Source organism: Staphylococcus sp. SA22 (assembly GCF_054165785.1).
On the sequence record NZ_JBSZQY010000004.1, the window covers coordinates 87702 to 111174 of the forward strand.

At 32.2% G+C, this 23473-nt stretch carries 23 protein-coding genes; 14 read left to right on the forward strand and 9 right to left on the reverse strand.

What is annotated here, in order from left to right; translation table 11 throughout:
- Window positions 1-131: 131 nt before the first annotated feature.
- Entirely contained in the window at window positions 132-1541 is a 1410-nt protein-coding gene (locus ACXQH5_RS05390; protein WP_000101541.1) for an amino acid permease, read from the reverse strand.
- 285 nt (window positions 1542-1826) lie between these two features.
- Between ACXQH5_RS05390 and ACXQH5_RS05395 the strand changes: the two genes are divergently transcribed.
- On the forward strand, window positions 1827-2633 hold the full coding sequence (locus tag ACXQH5_RS05395; RefSeq protein ID WP_000690215.1) for a metallophosphoesterase: 807 nt from the start codon (window positions 1827-1829) through the stop codon (window positions 2631-2633).
- Window positions 2634-2695: 62 nt separating this feature from the next.
- Here ACXQH5_RS05395 and ACXQH5_RS05400 read toward each other — a convergent pair whose 3' ends face one another.
- On the reverse strand, window positions 2696-3352 hold the full coding sequence (locus ACXQH5_RS05400) for a C39 family peptidase (RefSeq protein WP_001080281.1): 657 nt from the start codon (window positions 3350-3352) through the stop codon (window positions 2696-2698).
- A gap of 112 nt (window positions 3353-3464) precedes the next feature.
- On the opposite strand from ACXQH5_RS05400, the gene ACXQH5_RS05405 reads away from it, so the two are divergent.
- Window positions 3465-3938, forward strand: a complete 474-nt coding sequence (locus tag ACXQH5_RS05405) for a GyrI-like domain-containing protein (RefSeq protein WP_000456483.1) — start codon at window positions 3465-3467, stop codon at window positions 3936-3938.
- A gap of 122 nt (window positions 3939-4060) precedes the next feature.
- Here the strand turns inward: ACXQH5_RS05405 and ACXQH5_RS05410 are convergent, their stop codons facing one another.
- From ACXQH5_RS05410 to ACXQH5_RS05420, 3 genes are all read right to left on the reverse strand, one after another.
- Window positions 4061-5272: a multidrug effflux MFS transporter gene (locus ACXQH5_RS05410; RefSeq protein ID WP_001191921.1), complete on the reverse strand. Its 1212-nt coding sequence runs from the start codon at window positions 5270-5272 to the stop codon at window positions 4061-4063.
- Window positions 5273-5454: 182 nt separating this feature from the next.
- Entirely contained in the window at window positions 5455-6114 is a 660-nt protein-coding gene (locus ACXQH5_RS05415) for a membrane protein (protein WP_000831298.1), read from the reverse strand.
- A 59-nt stretch (window positions 6115-6173) separates the two neighbouring features.
- The gene (locus ACXQH5_RS05420) at window positions 6174-7316 is read right to left on the reverse strand and encodes a glycerate kinase (protein WP_001176863.1); all 1143 of its coding nucleotides are present in this window, start codon (window positions 7314-7316) and stop codon (window positions 6174-6176) included.
- A 267-nt stretch (window positions 7317-7583) separates the two neighbouring features.
- Here ACXQH5_RS05420 and gtxA point away from each other — a divergent pair, with 267 nt between their 5' ends.
- The 12 genes from gtxA to ACXQH5_RS05480 all read left to right on the forward strand — a co-directional run bounded on the left by gtxA (window position 7584) and on the right by ACXQH5_RS05480 (window position 18137).
- The gene (gene gtxA / locus ACXQH5_RS05425) at window positions 7584-7970 is read left to right on the forward strand and encodes a flippase GtxA (protein ID WP_000779353.1); all 387 of its coding nucleotides are present in this window, start codon (window positions 7584-7586) and stop codon (window positions 7968-7970) included.
- A gap of 132 nt (window positions 7971-8102) precedes the next feature.
- Entirely contained in the window at window positions 8103-8210 is a 108-nt protein-coding gene (locus ACXQH5_RS05430) for a type I toxin-antitoxin system Fst family toxin (RefSeq protein WP_000482647.1), read from the forward strand.
- A gap of 26 nt (window positions 8211-8236) precedes the next feature.
- Complete coding sequence (locus ACXQH5_RS05435) at window positions 8237-8404, forward strand: hypothetical protein (protein WP_000301893.1); 168 nt, start codon at window positions 8237-8239, stop codon at window positions 8402-8404.
- 453 nt (window positions 8405-8857) lie between these two features.
- Window positions 8858-10570, forward strand: coding sequence for an ABC transporter ATP-binding protein (locus tag ACXQH5_RS05440; RefSeq protein WP_001064821.1), 1713 nt, complete (start codon window positions 8858-8860; stop codon window positions 10568-10570).
- Window positions 10571-10645: 75 nt separating this feature from the next.
- Window positions 10646-12379 carry an ABC transporter ATP-binding protein gene (locus ACXQH5_RS05445; protein WP_000488493.1) on the forward strand — a complete coding sequence of 578 codons (1734 nt, stop codon included), beginning with the start codon at window positions 10646-10648 and terminating at the stop codon, window positions 12377-12379.
- Window positions 12380-12609: 230 nt separating this feature from the next.
- The gene (locus ACXQH5_RS05450) at window positions 12610-12777 is read left to right on the forward strand and encodes a hypothetical protein (RefSeq protein ID WP_031845053.1); all 168 of its coding nucleotides are present in this window, start codon (window positions 12610-12612) and stop codon (window positions 12775-12777) included.
- A 54-nt stretch (window positions 12778-12831) separates the two neighbouring features.
- Window positions 12832-13518 carry a dethiobiotin synthase gene (gene bioD / locus ACXQH5_RS05455; protein ID WP_001217907.1) on the forward strand — a complete coding sequence of 229 codons (687 nt, stop codon included), beginning with the start codon at window positions 12832-12834 and terminating at the stop codon, window positions 13516-13518.
- Complete coding sequence (gene bioA, locus ACXQH5_RS05460; protein ID WP_001110080.1) at window positions 13496-14854, forward strand: adenosylmethionine--8-amino-7-oxononanoate transaminase; 1359 nt, start codon at window positions 13496-13498, stop codon at window positions 14852-14854. Before bioD ends, bioA begins: the two co-directional genes overlap by 23 nt.
- 1 nt (window position 14855) lies before the next feature.
- Window positions 14856-15863: a biotin synthase BioB gene (gene bioB / locus ACXQH5_RS05465; protein WP_001046638.1), complete on the forward strand. Its 1008-nt coding sequence runs from the start codon at window positions 14856-14858 to the stop codon at window positions 15861-15863.
- Window positions 15841-16956, forward strand: a complete 1116-nt coding sequence (locus ACXQH5_RS05470; protein WP_000971541.1) for an aminotransferase class I/II-fold pyridoxal phosphate-dependent enzyme — start codon at window positions 15841-15843, stop codon at window positions 16954-16956. The genes bioB and ACXQH5_RS05470 overlap by 23 nt, the downstream gene beginning before the upstream one ends.
- A gap of 10 nt (window positions 16957-16966) precedes the next feature.
- A complete protein-coding gene (locus ACXQH5_RS05475; RefSeq protein WP_000286874.1) occupies window positions 16967-17659 on the forward strand; it encodes a 6-carboxyhexanoate--CoA ligase in 693 nt (230 codons plus the stop codon).
- A 10-nt stretch (window positions 17660-17669) separates the two neighbouring features.
- A complete protein-coding gene (locus ACXQH5_RS05480; RefSeq protein ID WP_000200957.1) occupies window positions 17670-18137 on the forward strand; it encodes a QueT transporter family protein in 468 nt (155 codons plus the stop codon).
- A gap of 51 nt (window positions 18138-18188) precedes the next feature.
- On the opposite strand, the gene hlgB is transcribed toward ACXQH5_RS05480, so the two are convergent.
- The 4 genes from hlgB to sbi form a co-directional block, all read right to left on the reverse strand.
- Window positions 18189-19166, reverse strand: coding sequence for a bi-component gamma-hemolysin HlgAB/HlgCB subunit B (gene hlgB, locus ACXQH5_RS05485; RefSeq protein ID WP_000783428.1), 978 nt, complete (start codon window positions 19164-19166; stop codon window positions 18189-18191).
- Window position 19167: 1 nt separating this feature from the next.
- Window positions 19168-20115 (reverse strand): bi-component gamma-hemolysin HlgCB subunit C, encoded by a 948-nt coding sequence (gene hlgC, locus ACXQH5_RS05490; RefSeq protein WP_000916705.1) that lies wholly within the window; start codon window positions 20113-20115, stop codon window positions 19168-19170.
- 567 nt (window positions 20116-20682) lie between these two features.
- Window positions 20683-21612, reverse strand: coding sequence for a bi-component gamma-hemolysin HlgAB subunit A (hlgA, locus tag ACXQH5_RS05495; protein WP_000594519.1), 930 nt, complete (start codon window positions 21610-21612; stop codon window positions 20683-20685).
- A gap of 491 nt (window positions 21613-22103) precedes the next feature.
- Window positions 22104-23414, reverse strand: coding sequence for an immunoglobulin-binding protein Sbi (gene sbi / locus ACXQH5_RS05500; RefSeq protein WP_000792557.1), 1311 nt, complete (start codon window positions 23412-23414; stop codon window positions 22104-22106).
- Between the last annotated feature and the right edge of the window lie 59 nt (window positions 23415-23473).

Below are 23473 nucleotides of genomic sequence, written 5' to 3' on the forward strand. Positions count from 1 at the left end.
CTCCTCAAAATTTTAATAGTTAATATTTTATCACTTTTAAGGCATAATGACATAGATATATTGATAAAATGAAGTTATTTTCAAAAAAACTCTAGTATCGGTTGAACTGATACTAGAGCGAGATGTTTAAATTATTGATTGTCATATCTGAAATGACCGCTGTCATTTTGTCGTTGTTCATATGCGAGCTTTTCAGCATTCGTTTTGTATTTTTTATAAAAGAAAAATAAAAATATAAACCAGAATGGCGAAATATAAATAGCTGCTCTTGTTTCGTCACTAAAGAATAATAAAACGAATACAAAGAAGAAGAACGCTAGAATAATGTAAGCAATAGGCTTACCACCAATCAACTTAAATTTACTGTTTTTATGTGCCTCAGGATGCTTTTTCAAATACATTAGATAAGCGACAATAATCATTGCCCAAACAACTAAAAACAACACAGTTGATAACGTTGTAACGTATATGAATAGTTGAATTGCATTAGGGAAAATGTAGTTTAACAAGGCTGCTATAAGTAATGCAATTGATGAGACTAACATTGATAAATAAGGCACGCCATGACTATTCGTTTTATTTAAAACTTTAGGACCTAACCCTTGTTGTGACAGTCCGAATAAGATACGACTATTCGAATAGATACCACTATTTGTAGCAGAGGCCGCGGCAGTTAGCACGACAAAGTTAACGACACCTGCTGCAAATGGCACGCCGATTAATGTAAAGAGTTTAACGAAAGGGCTACTATTTGGATCGATATCATTCCAAGGTATGACTGACATAATTACTAATAGACCACCGATATAGAATAATAAAATACGGATAGGTACATTATTAATTGCTTTCGGTAAGGTTTTTTCAGGATCTTTCGTTTCACCAGCAGTTACACCTATAAGTTCAATACCAATGAATGAATATACAGCAATTTGGAATGACATTAAGAAACCAAATGTTCCTCCAGGGAACATGCCGCCGTGACTGATTAAGTTTGTGAATGATGCATGTCCATAATGTGTTTTAAATGAGAAAAAGATTAATACAAGACCAACGATAACCATCGCAATAATTGTGACAACTTTAATAATAGAGAACCAAAACTCCAGTTCACCAAATAATCTGGCACCTAATAAGTTGAAGCTAATCAAGATTAAAACAATAAATAGCACGGTAATCCAATTTGGGACTTGTGGATACCAAAATGCAAAGTATTGTCCCATCGCAGTTAGATCTGACATACTTGATACAATCCAACATAACCAGTAAGTCCAGCCAATGACAAATCCACCAAAAGGGCCTAAATATTCATTTGCAATATCAACAAATGAATTAAATCTTGTATTGCTCAACAACAATTCGCCTAATGCGCGCATAAAAGCGAATAGTACAACCCCAATAATCATGTATGTGAATAACAGTGATGGACCAGTTAAAGATATTGTTTGACCTGATCCTAGGAATAACCCAGTTCCAATTGCGCCCCCAATTGCTATCAATTGGATGTGTCTGTTATTCAACTCTCTATGCAATTTTCTTGCCATAATTTTCCTCCTCAGGATAAAGCAAATAAAAAAGTTGTGTGTAAGCGTTTTCTTAATTATAAATACTAAAGAAATCCATTTAATAAAGCAATTATTTTTTTAAATATAAGAAAAAACATTTGATAGGTAAGGGTATGATAACTAAAACTTATCGATTTTTTGAAAAGATATAAGTTTTTATGCAAAAATATAAAATAATCATCTAAATGAAGCAGTTAACTATATATATTAGATAAGCTATGGCATAATAAATAACATTTTAATTTGAGTAAAGAAGGTAAGGGTATGAAGATAGGGACAATCGCCGATTTACATATTGATCGTCATAATAAAAAAACATCCAAAGATTACTTAGAGGCATTGGTTGAAACAGTTAAGTATAAAAATTTGGATATATTGTTGATTGCGGGAGATATCTCAAATCATTATCAATTGACGCACCAATTTATAACGCAATTGACAAAACAATTAGATATACCTGTGAAATTTGTTCCTGGAAACCATGATTTATGGGAAGTTGAAAGTATGACTACGCAAGACATTTGGAATAATTATAAGAGTATGTCACAGTGCTTGGTAGGAAAACCATTTATAGTAAATGAAGAATGGGCAATAATAGGACATACAGGTTGGTATGATTATAGCTTTGCAGCACAACGATTTTCATTAGATGAGTTACAAAGAGGAAAACATTATGGTGCGACTTGGCAAGATAAAGAACGAATATCTTGGGGCATATCAGATCAAAATTTATCTAAAATAGCGGCTGAACAAGTGAAGAAAGATATATTAGAAGTAGGAAATAGACGAGTGATTTTAGTCACACATGTTGTGACGCACCCTGATTTCATTGTTCCTATGCCACATCGTATATTCGATTTTTATAATGCATTTATTGGGACAAGTGATTTCAATCCTTTGTATGCGATGTTCGATATACCATATAGTATTATGGGCCATGTTCATTTTCGGAAAAGTGTGATGGATGATGGCAGATGTTATCTCTGTCCGTGTCTAGGCTATCCAAGACAATGGCGTTCAGAAGATATTTACCAGGAAATAAATGAGACGATACAAATAATAGAAATTTAAAATGCGCAAACCTGACCCAGTTTGCGCATTTTATGTTTTACACACGCGAGTAATGTGTTTACTTACGTGTGTTTATTTTGTTGCTGATTTTCAATTGTATATGAATGTGGTTGCACATAAATGCACTTTCTTCCTGGTGAATTAAAGCTGTATTCCATTTTCTCTTTACGAATTTTAATAATTTGTTTGCGATTTGGAATGATGGCAGGTAAAACTAGGCCACGACGAATATGACTCCAAAGTGGATCGATATAATAGTAATAGTAATCATCGTACCCAATGAGTAACGTTACGTGAATATTTGAAACTTGTTTCGCTGGCTTGTTATCAAAGCGGAAAACACGTAGTAATGGTTTAGAACCAAGATTAGTATGGTATATTAACACAGGTTGACCTTGATCAATAATACCTTTAAGATCTTCTAAGGATTTACCAGTGCCGTCTACGATATTAGGATTGTATTTTTGTAAAAATGGTACATATGCTTCTGGAAATATCGTTTGATGATAATTGCCAAGCTTAATGAATAAGTGATGTCCAACATAACCTTTATGTGGATTGTTCGGATGTGTCGGCCAATGTCTCATAATTTCTGTAGCAGGGATATGTTGGTTATTGTATTGCAACATCATGGCTGCGGAAACACCTTCACACCCCATGACCATAGGGATAGGAAATAGCTGACTGATAGGTTTAACTGGTAATATTTTTCGGTTCATAATATAGTCCTCGCATTGATTCAATAAATATTTAATATAATTATATAGCGTCAATGCAAAATGTCCTAAACATATGTTTTACATGAGTGAATAAAATTAATGGAGTGATAAAATGGAATATCAATTACAACAACTTGCGTCGTTAATGTTAGTAGGTATTAAAGAAACGTATGAAAATGGACGACAGGCTCAGCAACATATAGCAGGATTTTGGCAAAGATGTTATCAAGAGGGAGTACTTGCGGATTTACAGTTAAAAAATAATGGTGATTTAGCCGGGATACTTGGCTTATGTATACCTGAATTAGACGGTAAGATGTCATATATGATTGCAGTTGCCGGAGATAATAGTGATGATATTGAAAAATATGATGTCATAACATTAGCAAGTTCAAAGTATATGGTATTTGAAGCACAGGGCGCAGTACCTAAAGCAGTTCAACAAAAAATGGAAGAGGTTCATCACTACATACATCAATATCAAGCAGATAAGGTAAAATCAGCACCATTTTTTGAGTTGTATCAGGATGGTGATACTACAAGTGAAAAATATATTACAGAAATTTGGATGCCTGTTAAAGGGTGATTGAATAGAAATGTACTTGATATGAAGGCGTAATTTTAGTTGAAGATTGGATCTCATAATTCATAAAGAAGAACCCCGACAAAGATAGATATCTTTGCTAGGGTTCTAATTATGTTGAAGTGTTATGCGACATGTTGCTTTTTAATCATTTTAAAGTAAATGATTTGTAGACAGACTAATAGAATGGCTGTAATGAAGATAATAATCATATATGGTGATGTATTAAATTCGCCTTTTAAGCCAACTAATGGTGCAACAGCACCACCTAAGATAAATTGGAATAAGCCAAGTAAACTTGATGCGTTACCACTGCCACCTGTTCGTTCTTCCATAGCCATTGTGAAACCAAGCGGTCCAATTGACGTCACAGGACACACATTTAAGAAGAATGCGATGAGTAAGACCCAAAGTGGTAAATGGAATGTAAGTGTCAGGATAATTAAAGCAACACCTACCACTTGTATAATAGTTAAAATGATTAATAATATGTGGCGATGTAATTTTTCTACTAATAAAGCAACGACTTGACTGACAATGATTAAACCTACACCGTTAACAGCAAACATGATACTAAATTGTTGGGGTGTCATATTATACAATTTTTGAGTAATAAATGGCGATGCAGATGAATAACTAAATAGCATTACATAAGTTAAACCTTGTAATAGCATTGGAATAATAAATGCTGGTTTTTTCAAAAGACTTCCAAAGTCTTTAATGACGCTACTAAAATTCACCTGCTTTAATTCATCTTTAGATGTTTTAGGTAATTGAGAAGCGACGCCAATTAAAATGATGAGTGCCACAATAGTTAAAATTGTGAAAATAGAACGCCATGTTGCTACGGATAAAGCTAATCCACCGGCTAATGGTGCAAGAATAGTGATGATGCCATTAACTACCATTAAAGATGCTAAAAATTTAGCGAGTGCGTTGCCACTAAATTTATCACCAGCAGAGGCTTTGGCAATAACGATGACGCCACCACCTGTCAAACCTTGAATAAATCGTAAAGTTAAGAATAATGGCAATTGATCAACAAACATAGACAAACCTGATACCAAAATGAAAATGATTAAAATGGATACAGCAATGCGTTTGCGACCAAAAGCATCGGATAAAGGTCCAAAGATAAATTGGCCTAGTGCAAGACCAATCATTGTGAATGATAATGTTAATTGAATTTCTGATGTAGTAGAACCAAAATCACCTTGCACTTTAGGTAATGATGGTACGTACATATCTATAGTTAGTGGGCCAAAAGCGGTCATGACGCCTAACGTAATTAGCAATAAAAATGAAAAATGCTTCGTTTTGGTTTTCGAAGATTGCATGATCAGACTCCTTTAAATGATATAATTATATAAATTATATACGTTTTGTGTGTATTTGTATGTAGTTAGAATACAAGTTTATATAAAAAATCCCTATACTCTTAATGCATCATCACGAATAACGTAGTGATACAAATAAAGTATAGGGAATTAATGTTTATCATCAAAAGCAGGTTTAATAATTAATTAGCGCCACCATTGTCATCTTTAAATAAGCTTTCTAATTTAGATTTAATACTGTCGAATTTTGTATTAATATCATTTAACATGCTTTCAATTTTACCTTGGCTTGCATTGTTTTTAAGTGCATTATTTGCCTCTGTCAATTTGTTGATTTGGTCTTGATAAAATTGAGTTAGCTTGGAATCAGCTTTGTTTTGTTCTTGCTGCTTCAAGTTGTCGATTTGATTTTGTAAATTTTTAATAATGTCATCAGTTTTTTGGTTGTTTTTAATATTTTCTTTAGCATTATCGACTTGCTGGTTAATTTGGCCGTCTTGATTTTCAACTTGTTTTTTATAATTTTGAGAGACTTTAGGGTCATTACTAACTTTATCGCTATCATTGTTAAGTAAGGCGCGTGTGACAAAAATAGCGACAATAATTAAGAGAATGGCAATAATGATATATAACCATTTTTTTGAACGGCGGGATTTCTCGTTTTCTTCTTCAAGAATTTGTTCTCTTCGATAATCTCTACCGTTATAGTATCGTTCCGGGTGTTCTTCAGGATCACCTTTAGCATATTGTTGTCTATACGATGCGTCTTCAGATTGACGACGATGATTTTGGTTTTGATTGTCGTATTGATATGAATCACGGTATTTATCAGTTCTTTTCATGGGTTTCACCTCATTCAAGTTTTAACTGCAAATAATAAAGCTGATGATTGACTTTGACATTATTGTAATTTCAGAATACGAGCAATGTCAGTTGCAGTGTTTAATAAATTTTGTTCGCTATTTTGTAGGACATCTTCTAAAGTGCTAGGTGAAGAGATTATAGAATAGGCACTATCAATACCGAAATCGTAAACATGTTGATAATTTTCGCCTAGACTGCCACAAATCGCGATGACAGGAATATGATATTGTTTTGCAGCTAACGCAACGCCTACGGGTGTTTTACCAAAGATGGTCTGATAATCCATGCGTCCTTCTCCAGTAATAACGAGGTCTGCATCTTTAATTCTTTGATGAAAATCTGTAATGTCAAAGACGACATCAATACCTTTTGTTAAAGTTGTCTCACAAAACGCTAATAATGCTGCGCCCATACCGCCAGCTGCACCAGAACCTGGTATTTGATTAACGGACTTTCCTGTGCACATTTTTATCTTATCATGATAATGCGACATTGCGAAATCCAACTTTGGTATCATCTTTGCATCAGCGCCTTTTTGAGGACCATAAATATAGGTAGCACCATTTTCACCCAATAAAGGATTTGAAACATCGCAGGCCACTTTAAAGGTCACTTCTTTTAATCGCGAATCTAGATTGGTTATATCGATTTGTGCAATGTGAGCAAGATTAGCACCATTCATTTGTAATAAGTCCCCGTTTACATCAGTAAACTTTACGCCTAGTGCACTTAGCATACCTGTACCACCGTCATTTGTTGCACTGCCACCAATCCCTAAAATAATGGTCTTAGCACCATGATTTAATGCATCTTTAATTAGTTCACCGGTACCATATGATGATGTGTATAAAGGATTACGTTCCTCTTTTTCTAATAAATCCAAACCTGACGCTGCTGCCATTTCAATAATTGCAATTTGTTGTTCGTCTGCGCGTGCATAACATGCTTCAATAGGTCGCATTAAAGGGTCATTAACGATGACTGTATACTTAGTAGCACCTGTTGCATGCATTAAAGCATCTGTGGTACCTTCACCACCATCAGCCATCGGAATGATATCATAATGAAGGGTATTCCCATAAACATTAGTAAATGCCTGTTTTATAATATTGCCAACTTGCTGTGCGGTCATACTTTCCTTAAATGAGTCAGGAGCGATGACAATTTTTTGTAATTGCATAGTAGACATCCTCTCATTACTGTTGTCGCTCTTATTGTATATAAAATTACTAGTGAACTAAAGTAATCTCTATAGTGCTAATGAGTCGCGCGATAAATCAGTTACATTATAATGGCGTATAAGGATCAGGGGAAAGAGACTAAATTTGCTGTGAAAGGGTATAAAAACTGAAATAAGTATATTTGAAGAGAAGCGGATTGGCTCGCATATTCGAGTATGTTGGAGAACGCAGTTATACATATATTTTGATGTTGAGGAGTTACACATATGAAACTAACACAAACGCATGCTGAAATTTTAAAATTTATCATTGTTGGCGGCATTAATACGTTAAACTATTATGTTGTCTATTTATTGCTGTTAAAATTATTACACATTGAATATATGATTAGTCATATTACCGGATTTATAGTCGCTTTTGTGATTTCGTATTATTTGAATTGTTATTTTGTTTACAGGGTAAAACCTACTTGGAGAAAATTCATTAGTTTTCCAATTACGCAGATTGTCAACGTAAGCTTACAAACAGTTTTATTATATGTATTTGTATCCTGGCTAAATTTGCCAGCAGAAATTGCACCATTTGCTGGTTTAATTATTACGATACCCATCACATTTATATTATCTAAATGGATTTTAAAAGATAGTAATTAAAGTAGCGTAAACCACTAAAAAACGCTTTACTCGAACTTTAATATTGCGTGAAATATAATAAATAAATGATATAATATAATGGTCGCCTAACATCTCGGGCGTTACTTTAACGCAGAGAGGAGGTGTATTTAGATGTTCAATTTATTAATTGACATCATGACTTCAGCTTTAAGCGGCTGTCTTGTTGCGTTTTTTGCACATTGGTTACGAACGCGCAACAATAAAAAAGGTGACAAATAACCAACACCTAAATAAATCCCCTCACTATGGCAGTAGTGAGGGGATTTGGTGTATTTAGATGTTCAATTTATTATGTAACTAATTATAGCATTGATGAACAAGGTGTGCAATGTATTTTTACAATATTACAATTAATGGATTTAATTATATTTGAATTAAGTATTTTGAAAAATGATTTAATAGTTGAGTCATAGGATCATTAGATAAAGAGAATAATCAATTATAGGGACATTGGGATACAAATCAATGTACTAGACTCTACAAGGCTATACTCAGGGACCCAACATAGAGAAATTGGATTCCCAATTTCTACAGACAATGCAAGTTGGCGGAGCCCCAACATAGAGTTTTACTCATGTATTCCTATTTTTAAGTACATATTAGCTGTGGCTAAGGATAAAGAATCATTACATAATAAATCATTAGTGGCTCTTTATCATTTCTGCCCCATAACATTGTGAATTTTTAAAAGAAATGTGTCACAAATCCACGCGACATTGATAATCGTTATCAACTAATATATGATGTACTTGTAATAAGTATTAATTTTTAACAAATAACAAATTTATATTATGTATATCATCCAGTGAAATAAATAATATAAGCGGCTTAATTTAGATTATTAATTGAAAGGAGTTACATATACGATGAACAATCAGACAAATTGGATAAAGATACTCAGCGGATTTGCTTCTGATAGTAAATGGAAAATTATGTTATCAATTTTGTTGTCTATCATCAGTGTCTTTTCTGGATTAGTTCCATATTGGGCAGTCTTTAAAATTATTTTAATGATGATTAACAATGCATATACGATTAATTCGATTATGGTTTATATCTTTATTGCTTTAATCGCTTATATTTCACAAGTGTGTTGTTTTGGAGCGTCAACGATGCTATCACATATTACGGCATATGAAATTTTATCTGAAATTCGTAAAAAATTAGCTCAAAAATTAATGCGTCTCCCTTTAGGCGTAGTGGAATCTAAGAAAATAGGTGAATTAAAAAATATATTTGTCGATAAGGTTGAAACAATAGAATTACCTTTAGCACATATGATTCCTGAAGTTATAGGAAACTTACTTTTGTCAGCTGCTATCTTTTTATACATAATGCTCATTGATTGGCGTATGGCTAGTGCCTTATTAGTAACGATACCAATTTCAATTTTCGCTTTTAAAAAAGTTATGTCTGGATTTAATGAGACATATGCTGAACAAATGAAATCGAATAATTATATGAATAGCGCCATTGTTGAATATATTGAAGGTATTGAGGTAATTAAAACATTTAATCAATCTCAAAGCTCGTATAAAAAATATCAAGATGCAGTAGATAATTATAAAATACATACTTTAAATTGGTTTAAAAATACATGGGGCTATATGAATTTAGGTGCAAGTGTACTACCTTCGACGTTTTTAGGGATTCTACCTGTTGGCATGTACTTGATATCTATCAACCAATTAAATTATGCAGAATTTTTTATTTGTATTGTATTATCTCTCGGTGTCGTAGCACCGATTAAGAATTTTACTAATTATGTGAATCATTTAAAATCAATCCAATATGCGTTAACTGAAGTAAATCAAATATTAATCTTAGAAGAGTTAGCATTGTCATCACGATTTATGGAACCTCAAAGTTATGAAATTGCTTTTAATAATGTGGGTTTTTCATATACAAATGATAAGGACGAAAGAGTCTTTAAGAATCTATCATTTACGGTACCAGAAAATCATTTTACGGCGATTGTTGGGGAATCTGGTAGCGGTAAGTCAACTATAGCTAAGCTCATATCAAGGTACTGGGATGTAACGACTGGAGAAATCACGATTGGTAATGTAAACATAAAAAATATAGAACAAAAGCAACTTAACGAATTAGTTGGTTATGTAGGACAAGATAACTTTTTATTAAATCTTACTTTTAAAGAAAATATTAAACTTGGCAATCCAGAAGCTACGGATGAGGCAGTTGAAAAAGCTGCCAAGTTAGCACAATGTCATGAATTTATTGAAAAGTTGCCAGATGGATATGATACGAATGTTGGTACAGTGGGAGATAAATTGTCTGGTGGTGAAAAACAACGAGTCACTATTGCAAGAATGATATTAAAAGATGCGCCTATCATTGTATTAGATGAAGCGACTGCTTACGTTGATCCAGATAGTGAACAAAAAATCCAAGAAGCACTAAATGTGTTGACACGCAATAAAACGCTTATAGTTATTGCACATCGTTTATCTACTATTCAACATGCAGATCAAATTATTGTATTAGGTAATCAACAAATTTTGGAGAAAGGCTCACATCAATTGTTGCTAAAATTAGAAGCTCATTACAAAAATATGTGAGATATGCATATGCATACAAAAGACTGGGGTATCAATACCGAAAGTAATTAAGTTGATGAGTAAAGGAGGTTAAACATGTTTAGGATTACATTTAAGATTTTAAATTGGGTATCGCCATATAAAACAAGGATGGTTTTAGGATTTATCATGTCATTTTTAAATGCAATATTTATTGCACTGCCTATTTTTTTGGCTTCACAAATATTTAATAATGTAGTATCTAATAAATCTATATATGGAAAAGATATTTTTAATGTTGTAATCATCATGATTATATTAGTGCTTGGTCGGTTTATTACAGCATATTTGAAAAGTAAAAATCAGGAGAGTATTGCTTATGAAATGAGTGCGAATGAACGTTTAAATATTGGTAATAAATTAAAAAACGTTCCTTTAGGATATTTTAATACGCATCACTCAAATGAGTTAACAACTATTGTTACTACAGATTTAACATTTCTAGAAAACTTTGCCATGAAAATGGTGGATATTGTCATTAATGGATACATATTAATTTCAGTACTTATCTTGTCTTTATTGGTCGTATCATGGCAAGTAGCATTATTAGCATGCATTGGTGTATTATTATCATTTTTAGCTATTCAATTATTGGAAAACAAGAGTAAAAAAAATGCGCCAACGTATCATTATGCACAAAATCAATTAATTGAAAAAGTGGTAGAAGTTATCCGTGGCATTCAAGTAATAAAATCATTCGCGAAAGAAAATACGAGTCTTAAAAGTTTTAACCAAGCAGTCAATGAAAGTAAACGTATAAATACAAAAATAGAAATGCAATATATCCCATTCAATTTATTGCATTTACTTAGTTTAAAAGTTGTTTCAATAATGATTGTATTAGTTGCATGCTTATTATATATGAATCATAGTATTGATTTACCTACCCTTATTATGATTTCAATTTTTTCATTTGTGATATTTGATAGTGTTGAAAATATTAATAGTGCTGCACACGTACTTGAAATGATAGATATGACGATAGATGATATTGAAAAGATAAAAAATGCTCCAGAACTGGATGAGAATGGAAAAAATTTGACGATTAAAAATGAAAATATCGCTTTTCAAAACGTGAATTTTTCATATGATGATAAACAAGTGATAAAGAATGTGAATTTTGAGATACCTACACAAACATCAACAGCAATAATTGGACCTTCAGGAAGTGGGAAATCTACATTATGTCACTTACTCTTGCGCTTTTATGATATCGATGATGGAAATATTCGCATCGATGGTGTTGATATTAAAGATATGACATTAAGTACGTTAATGTCGAAAATTAGTGCAGTATTTCAAAAGGTGTATTTATTTAATGATACGATTGAAAATAACATATTGTTTGGCAATCCAGGTGCAACGAAAGAAGAAATTATTCGTGCAGCGAAGCAAGCATGTTGCCACGACTTCATCATGTCATTACCTGAGGGATATCAAACAATGCTAAATGAAAAAGGTAGTAATTTATCTGGCGGAGAAAAGCAAAGGATTTCTATTGCTAGGGCGATATTAAAAGATGCACCAATAATTATTTTAGATGAAGCAACTGCAAGTATTGACCCTGAAAATGAACAGCTGATTCAAACGGCAATTAATGAATTAAGTAAAGGCAAAACAGTAATTACAATTGCACATAAACTTGAAACTATTAAAAATGCAGATCAGATTATAGTGCTCAATGAAGGTGAAATAATTCAAAAAGGTAGTCATGATGAATTAATTCGAAAACCAGGAATGTATCAAGACTTTATAAGAATAAAAAGTAAATCAGCAGGCTGGAAATTATAAATAATAGTTTAATATGGAATCAGAATTTGGAAATAAAAAGGGTGATAGATAATCAACAGCAAAATAAATCCCCTCACTAGGGCAATAGTGAGGGGATTTGGTGTATTTAGATGTTCAATTTATTATGTAACTAATTATAGCATTGATGAACAAGGCGCTCAACGTAATATTACAATTAATGAATTGTTTCACAACATGGTAAAGCTAGGATGTCTTTTTATTAAGAAATAATGCAATTATTAATTTTAACTGACATATTTTATCGAATCGCTGTTTATATCTGTCCGAATTCCGTAAGAAGCCTTAGTCATTTCAATAGCAAGGTCAAAATTTTGACAAAATTTATAGTTATACTGAGAAGTTTAAATTCATGTTTTCTTGAAAAACATGCGCCTTAAATGTAAACTTATTAATTATAAAAGTTTACATTTGGATTGAGGTGCTTATTTTTTATGAGGATTTTTATTACAAGTACGAATACTGATGTAGGCAAAACCTATGTTACAAAGCATTTATACCATGCTTTGAAAAGACGTGGTCATCGTGTTTGTGTTTTTAAACCATTTCAAACTGAGGAACGCCAAGACGGGACGTTTCCAGATTTAGAAGTATTTAAAAATGAATGTGATTTAAGCTATGACATAACGTCACTTTATACTTTTAAGCAACCTGTATCACCACACCTTGCATTTAAAATGGCAGATCAAATTTTTCTAAATAAGCAGCGTGTATTAGATAAGGTAAAAGTTTTAGATAAGGAATTTGATTTTATCTTAATTGAGGGTGCTGGGGGAATTGCCGTACCAATATATGAAGGTACAGATGATTTCTACATGACTAAAGATCTAATCAATGATTGTGCAGATTGTGTCATTAGTGTGTTGCCATCAAAATTAGGTGCTATTAGCGATGCCATTGTTCACCAAGATTATGTTAATCAGAATGTATCGGCGAGTAATTTTTTAATTATGAATCGCTATACAGACAGCTATATTGAAAAAGACAATCAAATTACGATTGGAAAATTAACAAATAAAACAGTCTATACATTTGAAGAACATGCCACGTATGAAAATTTCTCAGAAGCATTTTTAAAACAATTAATAGGAGTTAAAAATGAATTACACACAACAACTTAAACAAAAAGACTCAGAATATGTTTGGCATCCATTTACACAAATGGGTGTATATAGCAAAGAAGAAGCAATCGTCATTGAAAAAGGAAAGGGTAGTTACCTTTACGATACGAATGGCAATAAATATTTAGATGGTTATGCATCGTTGTGGGTCAATGTGCATGGTCATAATAATAAATACTTGAATAAGGTAATTAAAAAGCAACTCAATAAAATTGCCCATTCTACGCTGCTAGGATCATCAAATATTCCATCAATAGAACTTGCGGAAAAATTAATCGAAATCACGCCGAGTAATCTAAGAAAAGTATTTTATTCTGATACAGGCAGTGCGTCTGTTGAAATCGCAATAAAGATGGCATATCAGTATTGGAAAAATATTGATAGAGAAAAATATGCCAAGAAAAACAAGTTTATAACGCTAAATCACGGTTATCATGGGGATACGATTGGTGCGGTAAGTGTTGGTGGTATCAAGACCTTTCATAAAATATTTAAAGACTTAATATTTGAGAATATTCAAGTAGAAAGCCCATCTTTCTATCGCAGTAATTACGATACTGAAAATGAAATGATGGCAGCTATTTTAACGAATATAGAGCAAATTCTAATTGAAAGAAATGATGAAATCGCAGGGTTTATATTGGAACCGTTGATTCAAGGTGCGACAGGCTTGTTTGTTCATCCTAAAGGCTTTTTGAAAGAAGTCGAGAAATTGTGCAAAAAATACGATGTCTTATTAATTTGTGATGAGGTAGCAGTTGGTTTTGGGAGAACTGGGAAGATGTTTGCATGTAATCATGAAGATGTTCAACCGGATATTATGTGTTTAGGTAAGGCGATTACAGGTGGCTATTTACCACTTGCAGCAACGTTGACGTCTCAAAAAATTTACGATGCGTTTCTAAGTGATTCGCACGGTGTGAATACCTTTTTCCATGGTCATACATACACCGGAAATCAAATCGTTTGTACGGTTGCATTAGAAAATATAAGACTTTATGAAAAACGTAAGTTATTGTCACAAATTGAAACGACATCATCAACACTTGAGAAACAGTTACATGCGCTGAAGCGTCATAGAAATGTTGGTGATGTAAGAGGACGAGGCTTAATGTTTGGAGTTGAATTAGTTACAGATAAAGATAGTAAAACGCCGTTAGAAATTGAAAAAGTTGAACGTATTGTACGTAATTGTAAAGAAAACGGGCTAATGATTAGAAATTTAGAAAATGTCATTACGTTTGTGCCAGTGTTAAGTATGTCAAATAAAGAAGTAAAAACGATGGTACGTATTTTTAAAAAGGCAGTACATAACATTTTAGATAGGAAGTGTTAATATGAATTTGGCTAAACGCATATTACAAGGGGAACAATTAACAAAAGAGACTGTATTGAAAATTTATGAGGATACTAATATTGATACCTTAGATTTATTAAATGAGGCGTATATTTTAAGAAAACATTATTTCGGTAAAAAAGTAAAATTAAATATGATTTTAAATGCTAAAAGTGGTATATGTCCCGAGAATTGTGGGTACTGTGGACAATCACGAGATATTAAAGAAAAACAGCGATATGCTTTAATTCCAGAGGAACAAATTATCGATGGAGCAAAGGTGGCACATGATAATCATATTGGAACATATTGTATTGTTATGAGTGGTAGAGGACCGAGCGATAAAGAAGTTGATCATATTAGTAACACTGTAAGAACGATTAAATCTCAACACCCGCAACTAAAAATATGTGCATGTTTAGGATTAACGAATGACGAACAAGCTAAGAAACTTAAGTCAGCTGGTGTAGACAGATATAACCACAATATTAATACAAGTGAAAATTACCATGATAACGTCGTGACAACGCATAGTTATAAAGATAGAACAGATACGATAGAACTAATGAAAGCGAATAATATCTCACCATGTTCTGGCGTGATTTGTGGTATGGGAGAATCTAATCAAGATATTGTTGATATGGCATTTGCTTTGAAAGAAATGGATGCCGACAGTATTCCGATTAATTTTTTGCATCCAATCAAAGGCACAAAGTTTGGAAGTATGGATGATTTAACACCAATGAAATGTTTAAGAATCGTAGCATTATTCCGATTAATCAATCCTACGAAAGAAATTCGTATTGCTGGAGGAAGAGAGGTCAACTTACGTTCGTTGCAGCCATTAGCATTAAAAGCGGCGAATTCAATATTTGTCGGTGATTATCTAATTACTGGTGGGCAACCGAACCAATTAGACTACGATATGATTAATGATTTGGGCTTTGAAATTGATTATGACACTTGTGAAAATAAGGAAAACAAGAATGATGTTTCAAGAGCAAATTGATTTATTACAACAGAAAGGGTTATATCGGTCGCTTAAATCGGTAGGGTATATAGATAGACAGTATATTGAAGTAGAAAATAAGCGATGTACGAATTATACATCTAATGATTATTTAGGATTAGGACAAATAGCGTTTGATAAGGATGATTTCGAAAGATTTATGCGGAAGTATAGTTATCACTTATCAAGTTCAAGATTAATTAGTGGAAGTTCGACAGCTTATGAAGAAATTGAAACAATGTTAGCAGGTTGGCTCGGATATAGTGCATGTACTATCTTAAATAGTGGTTATGATGCTAATTTGGCGTTATTTAATATTTTCAAAAATACAAATTGTGTCGTGTTTTCAGATCAAGAAAATCATGCGAGTATTATTGACGGTATTAAGTTAAGTGGTTTAGAAAAAGTGATATATAAGCATTTAGATATTGCTGATTTAGAAAAAAGGTTAGCGGAATGCCCTAATCAAAATATACAAAAAATAATCATATCTGATAGTGTATTTTCAACGAATGGCGACGTTGTGGATATTGGTCAATTAGTCTCATTAAAGCATAAATATAACGCAACACTGATACTCGATGTTTCACATAGTTTTGGAATAGAGAATTACTCGAATTATCAAGGTGTAGATATACTCACTTCTAGTTTATCTAAAGCATGTGGTGCATACGGGGGTGTGATTTTAAGTTCAAATGATGTGAAGGATATGTTAATTAATCACGGTAGACCACTCATCTACTCAAGTAGTTTGCCAATTTATAATTTGTATTTTATAAAAAGAAATATTGAAAAGTTAATAAATGCTGATGATAGACGCACTAAATTAAATAGTTTGAGTAAATATTTTAACCAAAAGTTAAAAGCGCTCAATGTTAATTATAATAGTTCAAACTCGCCGATTAAGTTTATTGAGTTTGATGACATAGAAGCGGCTGAGAATATTCATCAAACATTATTAAAGCATCATGTGTTTACAAGTTATTTAAGGTATCCAACTGTGACTAAGCCAATGTTAAGAATATCATTGTCGTATTTTCATACTGAACAAGATGTAGATAGGTTGTTTGAAATTTTGCATCAAGAAGATTGAGGTGATCGTCATGTATAGTATAAAAATGCGTTCTAGCAATCAAGATGTTCATATTAGTGGTGCTGAAACGATTTGTGAGTTTGACAAAATAGAACAGACGGTACAAAGGTTTTATAATAAAGGTTTTTTTCATGAAAATGGGCAACCGGATTTTCTCAATATAAAAATACAAAAAATTATGGAACCGATTCAACAAATAAAAGCATTACAAATTATTGAGGATGATAAAGCAAATCTCCAACATTTAACACAAGAATGTGGTGTCACTGAACAAGCGCTAAATCAAGGGATGACATATATTAAAAATGAAACGGTTTATACAGGAGCTATTATTCTATCTGCTATATCTGGTAAACGTTTAGATTCATTTGGACAAAGGGGGATTAGGGCAACGCATTTTTCGTTTGAAGATATAAATAATAAAGGTGATCTTAATGAAAGAGTGACTGATGCCTTAGCAATTGCTAGTTGTATCAATGCGCATCCGTATATCAAAGGAGAACTTTGTGTGTCCGATGACTTAACGTATACGACAGGTTATTTTGCCTCTGCTAAAATTGGTTATCATCGATTATTTGATATTAAACCAGTTAATACGAGATATGGAGGCAGAATAATATTTGTGGACGATCGTATTGATTTAAATCATTACATATCATTTTTAGAAAGCACACCGAAGCAAGTTGTTTATGAAACGGTATAGGAGTTTTAGTATGACATCAAAAGATATTACTCAAATTAGTGTCATTGCTGCGATTTTAACCATTTTGGCAGTTTTGAAAATACCATCCATTATACCGGGATTAGATTTTCAATTATCTGCACCGGTAGCATTATTAATATTAGCTTTCTTTGGAATTAAAAAGTACTTTTTAGGTGGGCTTTTATCAAGCGTATTATTGCTGATATTTGGCGTATTTAATCCAATTAATGTGATTATTTCTATTATATTTAGAGTTATAGCTATTGCAGTTGTTTATTTATTGAAAATAAATGTACTATCATTAATTTTAGCAAGTGTATTAGGCAGTTTGATATCTAGGCTACTATTATCTATTATTTTAAATTTACCTGTGTGGGTAGTGTTATTAAACGCGATTCCAGGCGTAATATTCACTTTAATTGTAGCTATTCCTTTATATCTCACATTGAGAAAAAGAATGGCAGTCTTACTAAGATAATAAATCAAAACACGGTCGTCACAATTACTGTTGGCGACCGTGTTTTACTAGCTATTTATTGTTTTCAGTTTCTTTTGTATCTAACAATTTCACTTTGTGATTTTCCCAATCAATTTCATATGTTGATTTAAATGTTCTAGTTTTAAAGTTTTTATAATTTGCGCCTGCCCAGTAGAAGCCATTCCAACGAATTTGGTATAAATCCATTTCACGTTGATAAGTTACTGTAATTTTAGATTTTTTAGCGCCATCTTGTCTGTGTGATAGTACGCTTAAAAATTCTGGATTGAAGTTACTTCTAGATAATAATGGCATTTGGTGTTGCGCTATGAAGTTTTGGCCAGCGTATGCACTGCTTTGTCTGCCAGCTAAGAAGAGTTCATTACCGTATGTTGGGTGGAAGCTATCTCGTCCATAAGGTCCCCAACCATTATTCATAATTTTATGTGCTTCAACTCCCCAGCCAACATTTTTATAATTTGTGTTGCGACTTAATGTTGTTCTGTAACTTTCTTGTTTATAATTAATTGTTTCAGAAAAAGCTGTATTTCCATTAAGTCCACCAGATAAACCATTAGAGATACTAATGTCACCACCAAATGTATAGCCTAAAGTGTTTTGAACTTGAAACTCTTCATTTTGATTTTTTGGTGCATAATCAACGACGTTTACTGAATCATTAGATTGTGAGCTTATAGATACATTGTATTTAGCTCCCCAATATAATTTTGAAAAGTCATAGTCATTAGGATTAGGTTTCACAAAGCCTGAGTTAATATTCCCAGTAGCTTTAAGTACTAAAGTATCCTTATCATAACTTTTATCTTTGATGAAATTAAATGTTAAAATCTGTGAAATTTTAAATTTATCAGAATCTGCTGTGGCTGTTGTTTTGTATAAAGTAACTTTGTCATCGACTTTTTTTACGCTGACTGGTGTGATTTTGCCTTCAGCATTAGCAGTACCAGAAAGTAATAATAATGCCATAGATGTAGCAACGGATGATTTGACTAATTTATTCATTTTCATATCAATTCTGTCCTTTCACCTTGATTTCATGAGTCTTCCAATTGACCTCGTATTTCACAGTGTAGTTTCTATTTACAAATGCATTATGGATTCTATGACCATCTAAATAACTATTGCCATAATGTGTTGATCTTTTAATGGCATGAGTGACATCCATGTTTCTTCCGTAAGTAATTTCGAATTCGCTTGTATCGCTTGAACCTTTTTCATGAGATACTGTGGCGATAAATGAAGGGTTAAATCCACTTTGTACAAGAGGTGGCAAATCACTGTCTGGAACGAAATAATCTCTAGGATCTTTACTATGAGGTTTGTAGCCTACAAATAAATCGCTATCAAATGCTGATTTTTGACCTGATTCAGTGGCGAATGAATTCGCTTTGACGCCCCATAAAACACTTTTTGAGTTTTGTTGTTCTACTTCACTTACATAATTTTGTTGTGTATAGCTAATCGATTTAGAATAGTTAAATGATCCATTACCACCGAGTGATGGGGCTGATTGGAAATTACCACCGATATTGTATCCTAATGTCTGACTCACGTTTGTAGATTCAATTTTATTTTTAGGTAAATAATTAATTAAAGAAACATATTTATCATTTGTTTTCAAACCAATATTATATTGGAATGGCCATCGCATAGATTTAATATGATTAGTGTTTTTATAGTTGTAATATGTTGTTCTAGAGCTAATGAATCCTTGCATCTTTAATATCAAAGCATCTTTGTTATATTTTTTATCCTTCACAAAATCAAATTGAATATTTTGAGTCACGCCCCATTTATTACTTGTTTTATCTTCTGTCCTTTTGATAATTTCTATATCGCTTCCTTTACCGATGTCTTCAGTATCGTTGGCAGCTTTAGCATTTTCTAATAACGGATTGGCAAGAGGGGCAAGTAAGCTCACAGATAAAGTTGTAGCTAATATTTTATTTTTAAGCATAAGTTTCACTTTCTTTCTATAATTTTATTTAACTTAATTAAATAATAATATATTTTGAGCGTTATTATAATTAACTGTTCATTAACAATTGACCATTATCAACTTTTTTTACAATTAAGTTAAAAATGCCATAATTCCGTTCAATTTAACCTTTTTTGTTTGGAATGCTAAAAGACAGTTTTGTGAGAAGTATAGTTGATAAAGCCTTGGTATTGTTGACAGTTGTAAACAAATTAAGGTAACCGCTTGCACGAATATCTTACTTTTATTTTTAATTAATGTTTGTAAAATACAAATTGTTCTTTTTTGCGATTTTTGATGAATCCATATAAAAGTTAATTATTTATTAACTTGAGAATATTTATTTAAGCTTTCAAGTTAAATTGCTTCATCTGTATTATTTGTGTATCTACCATGGCGCGATACTTTGTTCTTATAAAAATCAGTTGTTATTATTAAATTTAATGTACGATAAAATAATTTAATGTTATGAGGCTGATTCAATATGTTAAAAAATCCTGAGACAAGTATGAAGTGTCCCAGGATTTTATAAAATGATTGAACTGTTTACTTAGGTGTGATGCTTTTAATTTTTACTTCATGTGTTTTCCAGTTCACTTCATATTTAACTGTAACGTTTCGGTTTTTAAAAGCATCATGTTTTCTATCAACGGCTAAACGATGTCTTGTCACGTATGCATATGTAGCATCCATGTTTCTGCCGTAAGTGATTTCAAACTCGCTTTTATCACCTTTACCTCTTTCGTGTGACAATGTTGTAATAAATGATGGATTAAAGCCACTTTGAATTAAAGGAGGTAGTTGATTATCTGGGACGAAATAGTCTCTTGCTGCTGGACCAGTTGGGTCTTGTGCAAATAAGTATTGATCATATGCAGATACTTGACCATTCGGTGTAACGAATGAATTTGCTTTCACTCCCCATTTAACACCTTTAGAGTTCTGACTTTCTACTTCAGTAACATAGTTTTTTTGATTATAACTAATTGTTTTAGAGTAGTTGAATGAGCCACTGCCTCCGATTGATGGCGCTGATTGGAAGTTTCCGCCGATATTATAGCCTAATTTCTGACTAACATCTGCTGAATCAATTTTATTTTTAGGAAGATAATTGATTAAATCAACATTAGAGTCTTTCGTTTTCAAACTGATATTATATTGAAATGGCCATATCATTCTTTTAATATATGGATATTTTTTTAAGTCTGAATATGTTGTTCTAGAGCTGATGAAGCCTTGCATCTTAACAACTAGGGCATCTTTGTTATATTTTTTATCTTTTACAAAATCAAATTGAATGTTTTGAGTTATAGCTAATCGTTTGCTAGTAATGTCTTGTGTTCTTTTGATGATTTCTGCACCTTGGCCGATATCTTCTATCTTATTTTCTGCTTTAGAAATTTCTATAAATGGATTGGCTAAAGGGGCTATTAAACCAACTGCTAAAGTTGCTGTTAATATTTTATTTTTAATCATAGAAATCACTTTCTTTCTATTTAATTTTAAGTTCATATATATAATAATCCATTTGTAAGCGTTTCCGAATTAACTATTCGTTAAAAGTTAATTACTATCAACATGTATTGAAGGGACATTTTTAGCATTGTTAAATGATGTTTTTGCATTATGTTATGTTTAAAAGATTTATTGGTCGCAGGCGTTTATATAGCTACATAACTATGTTTTGCAAGTCTTATTCAATTAAATTGTCGTTTAATTATGGTGCTTGTAGTGGTAGAGGAATAGATTGCGCAATAGTTTGTGAAAATTTGAAGTTAATAAAGTTGAGATGATTCAACTAAATGATGAACTATTCGTTAACGATGTAAGGATTATTTAACAAGTTGCAGGTAAAAAAGTGGGCTGACAAATAGCGAAGAAACATTTAATTGATGGAAAATAAAAAAAAGAACCGCAGATTCGATTGAGAATCAACGGTTCTTTTTAATCACGGTTTATTACGAAAATTATTTAAAAAATGATGTAAAACTAGAGAAGATATTTTTGATTGATGCTGCTGTTTCAGCTGTAGTTATAGCAGCTTTAACTACGTTTGGATTTTGATAAAATGCATATAATACTTTACCTGTGTTTAAAGTTTCAGTTACATAGTTTCTTACTTGTGCATATGATTTAGATACATAATTTTTTTGATCTTCAACTTTTAATGGTTGGATGTATGATTTGTATCCATTACCAAAAACTGATAGTACAGTTTTATCTATTGTACCTTTATATTTAAAATATTTATCAGTGTAGTACTTTGCTGTATCATATTTTTCTTTATAGCTTTTATAAGTATCTGTTAAATACTTGTAACCATAGTTAAATGAATCTTTTAATGATTGGTAGTAACCTAGTAATTTAGATTGAGGAACCTCAACTTTTGGTGATTGAATTTGAGGGACTTCAACTTTTGGTGATTCTGCTTTAGGCTTTTCAATTTGTGGTGATTGAATTTGAGGAGCCTCAACTTTTGGCGCCACTTTCTTTTCAGCATCTTTTTGAGCTACTAATGCGTCTAATTGTTTCTGTAAATGCTCTTTTACATCCATAGGTGCTTTATTAACTTCACGTTGTGCTAAACGTCTGTTTTCAATTGAATCTTTTTCATTTAATTTTGAGATTGCATCATTTGCTGATTTCACACGCTCATCATGACGAACGATTGCTTTTTCAATTGAAACTTTTTCTACAAAGCGGTTATTTTTATCGCGTAAATCTTTAGGTAATTTTGAGTTAGCTTCATATGCTGCTGATTTATCGTGTGGTGCTTTGTTATCTTGGAAATCTTTAATTGCTTTATCCGCATTTTCAATATTTTGACGTTCTTTAGCTTTAGAAGATTGTACTGATTCTACCCAAACTTGTTGGCTTCTATCAGGGTTTTCTTTAATTTGTGCAATGTAATTATTTTTTTCTTGTTCAGTTAAGTTATCATTTTTAAGAACATTGTAAAAAGCGTTTTGTTGTGCAACACGTCGGTCTGGGTTCTTGCTGTCTTTAAGTGATTCAGAGAATACTTCTTGTGCACGTTCTGGGTGTTCGCGTAATGTTTTGATGTATTGGTTACGTTGTTCTTCTGTGATACCTTTTAGATGTAATACTTGATAAAAAGCTTTTTGTTGATCTGTTACGTAGTTGTTTTGAGTTGTTTGGTGCTTAGTTGAAGTTTGTTGCGTGTTTTCACTCGCTTTTGCTTCCCCATTTGAAATCATTGTAGCTAAAGTAATTGTTGCTGCCCCAACTAGCAACTTCGAGATATATTTATTTTTCATGTGTATTCCCTTTCTTTTTACATATTAAATTTATTGTATGCTTTTAGAATTTATCACAT